This window comes from Neobacillus drentensis, from assembly GCF_036966985.1.
GTDB lineage: Bacteria > Bacillota > Bacilli > Bacillales > Cytobacillaceae > Neobacillus > Neobacillus drentensis_E.
Genome location: NZ_JBALSN010000104.1, coordinates 1 through 2,943, shown reverse-complemented (window position 1 = coordinate 2,943; position 2,943 = coordinate 1). Strand labels below are relative to the sequence as shown.

The 2,943-nt window shown below is 38.9% G+C and carries 4 protein-coding genes; 2 read left to right on the top strand and 2 right to left on the bottom strand.

The window, feature by feature from the left end:
* Positions 1 to 166: DegV family protein (locus tag V7659_RS32075; RefSeq protein ID WP_420491708.1), on the top strand; the 166-nt coding region annotated here is incomplete at its 5' end.
* 121 nt (positions 167 to 287) lie between these two features.
* A complete protein-coding gene (locus tag V7659_RS07305; RefSeq protein WP_335539078.1) occupies positions 288 to 878 on the top strand; it encodes a YdcF family protein in 591 nt (196 codons plus the stop codon).
* Between the two features lie 43 nt (positions 879 to 921).
* On the opposite strand, the gene V7659_RS07300 is transcribed toward V7659_RS07305, so the two are convergent.
* Both V7659_RS07300 and proS read right to left on the bottom strand, forming a co-directional pair.
* The gene (locus V7659_RS07300; protein WP_335539077.1) at positions 922 to 1,488 is read right to left on the bottom strand and encodes a GNAT family N-acetyltransferase; all 567 of its coding nucleotides are present in this window, start codon (positions 1,486 to 1,488) and stop codon (positions 922 to 924) included.
* Positions 1,489 to 1,837: 349 nt separating this feature from the next.
* A partial coding sequence (gene proS, locus V7659_RS07295; protein ID WP_335539075.1) for a proline--tRNA ligase occupies positions 1,838 to 2,943 on the bottom strand: 1,106 nt, incomplete at its 5' end.

Below are 2,943 nucleotides of genomic sequence, written 5' to 3'. Positions count from 1 at the left end.
GAAGGCCGCTATTGTTCATGCTAACGATAACGAACGAGCTGCTGCGTTAGAGAAATTGGTCAACGAAACATTCCCGGGAATTGAAACAGAAAAAATGATGCTAATTACAGTCGCTGGAGTGCATACGGGGGTTGGAACACTAGGACTTTCGTGGGTATGCGAATAAAGGAGGAAAGGACTGATGAATTCAGTCCTTTTTTCTTTTCAAAAATAGTGGTAGTATTTTCCACCATTTCAATCTATTATTTTATATAATAGTTTTAAAAATAATATGAAATGGATTTGAAATGATGAAACATAAGAAAAGAGTGTTTGTATTGGCTGCTGTTCTGGTTATTCTAGGTTTGATTTATATCAGTTTTTTACAATTTAAAATTAGTCAATATAGTCATAAAGACGTTCCTAAAAATGCAGACTATTTGATTGTACTTGGGGCAAGGGTGAAAGGAACTGTCCCTTCTCTTGCGTTTGCGAGTAGAATTAATGCTGCCGCCGAATATTTAAAGGAAAACAAAGAAACAATTGTCATCGCTTCTGGTGGAAAGGGAACTGGTGAAGATATTTCTGAGGCGGAATCGATCAGGAAAGAACTGGTCGACCAGGGCATAAGCGAGGCTCGGATTATTTTAGAAGATCAATCTACTGATACCTATGAAAATATTAATTTTTCAAAAAGGCTTATTCCTAAGGGTGATAGGCTTGGTCTGGTTGTGACAAATAATTTTCATCTCTATCGTGCCGTCTCCATTGCTCAAGACTACGGCTTAGCGGTACAGGGGCTCCCAGCAGAAACTCCATGGATCGCCGTGCCAAAATCCTATTCACGGGAATATTTAGCGATTACAAAATTTTATTTAAAGAGATATATCCTTGATTAAATTTCAAAATAGTAGAGTACTGGGATTCAGTACTCTTTTGTTATTAATCTTGGGTTGTCTTTGCATATATACATGTATCACGTAACTCTTTACCATCCGCAGAAAGTCCATCATTCTGTAAGATCCCCTCTAAGGGAAATCCTAATCGTTCAGGAATGGCTCGGCTTTTGATATTTTTGGAGTCACAACGGATTTCCACCCGATTTGCTTTAAGTTCGTTAAAGGCAAATTTAATGATCGCCTCAGTTGCTTCGGTAATATACCCTTTACCGCTATAGCGCGAATCAATCCAGTAGCCGATCTCAAACTTTGGAATCAACCAGTTAATTCTATGCAAACCTGAGGAACCAATGAATTCCCCTGTTTCTCGATTAAAAATATGTAATCTCAAATCCTCACGGGTTAAAAACTTGGCATGTGCATCACGCATATTTACTTCAACATCTTCCACTGTTTGTTCGCGATGGGCCCAAGGCATCCATTCTTTTAGTTCGGTTAAAGATGCCTGCATGGCTTGGTAGACAGCTTTACCATCTCCGGGTAAAGGCTTGCGTATTAGTAATCTCTCTGTGTAAAACACTTCTGAAAAGTCTAATAGTATTGGATTCATAATCTTGCCCTCCTTCTGAATTTAAAATATTCGATGCTGATTTTGTAATTCCTTTTTCAAAAAAATTACCTTTGAATGGATTCGCTGATTGGATGGGAAAATCCGCTGATTGATTAGGAAGATTCGCTGATAGAATAATGAAATCCAACGATAGAATCATTAAATTCGCTGATAGAAATATCTACTGATTAGCCGCCTAAAAAATTCGCTCATTTAACTGAGAAATTCGCTCATAAGACCATCTAATTCGCTCATTGATTCCAAAAATTCGCTCATTAACATAATATTGCTTCAATACGGAACTAAAAAGGACTCTTCCCATCAAGGAAGAGCCCCAAAATTGTTATTTTTAGTATGCTTTTGCCCAATAAACTATCTTGTCTGCATCTTTTCCACAGCAGACACACTTATCAGATACCTGTTCTTGCTCAAATGGGATACATCTTGATGTTGCCCCAGTATCTTCTTTGATTTTTTCCTCACACGCTAATTCGCCGCACCACATAGCCTTAATGAAACCAGGCTTAGCTTCAAGCGACTCCTTTAACTCACTTAGAGTTAAGGCAACTGATGTTCTTTCTTCACGGTGATTTAGTGCTTTATTATACAAATTGGTTTGAATTTCATCTAATAACTCAACAAGCTTTGTTTCTAATTGATCTAGTGGAACAAACACTTTTTCTAAAGTATCGCGTCTTACTAAAACCACTTGCTTATTTTCAATATCTTTAGGTCCAACTTCTAGACGGACTGGTATCCCCTTCATTTCGTATTCATTGAACTTCCAACCTGGCTTTTTATCGCTGGCATCAATATCGACACGGGCAACTTTACCAAGGGACGTTTTCAAATCATATGCAAAATCAAGGACGCCTTCTTTATGCTGCGCAATTGGCACAATCATCACTTGAGTTGGGGCTGCTTTTGGTGGTATTACCAAACCGCGGTCGTCACCGTGAACCATGATTAAGGCACCGATAATTCTTGTTGTAAAGCCCCAAGACGTTTGATGCACATACTGAAGCTTACCTTCTTTGTCCGTATACTGGATGTTAAATGCCTCAGCAAAACCTGTACCAAAGTGGTGGGAGGTACCAGACTGTAATGCTTTTCCATCATGCATTAAGCTTTCAATGGTAAAGGTAGCTTTCGCACCGGCAAACTTTTCTTTTTCCGTCTTTTGTCCTTTTACAACCGGAATCGCAAGGATTTCTTCACATACAGCAGCATATACGTTAAGCATTTTAATGGTTTCTTCCATTGCGTCTTCGTCAGTCGCATGGGCAGTATGCCCTTCCTGCCATAAAAACTCTAATGTCCGAAGGAACGGACGAGTTGTTTTTTCCCAACGGACAACGTTTGCCCATTGATTATAGAGCTTAGGTAGATCACGGTATGAATGAATGATGTTGCTATAATGCTCACAGAAAAGAACTTCTGATGTTGGACGAACAA

Coding starts and splice junctions, on each gene's coding strand:
- V7659_RS07305 (WP_335539078.1), top strand. CDS start 288: ATGATGAAACATAAGAAAAGAGTGTTTGTATTGGCTGCTGTTCTGGTT.
- V7659_RS07300 (WP_335539077.1), bottom strand. CDS start 1,488: ATGAATCCAATACTATTAGACTTTTCAGAAGTGTTTTACACAGAGAGA.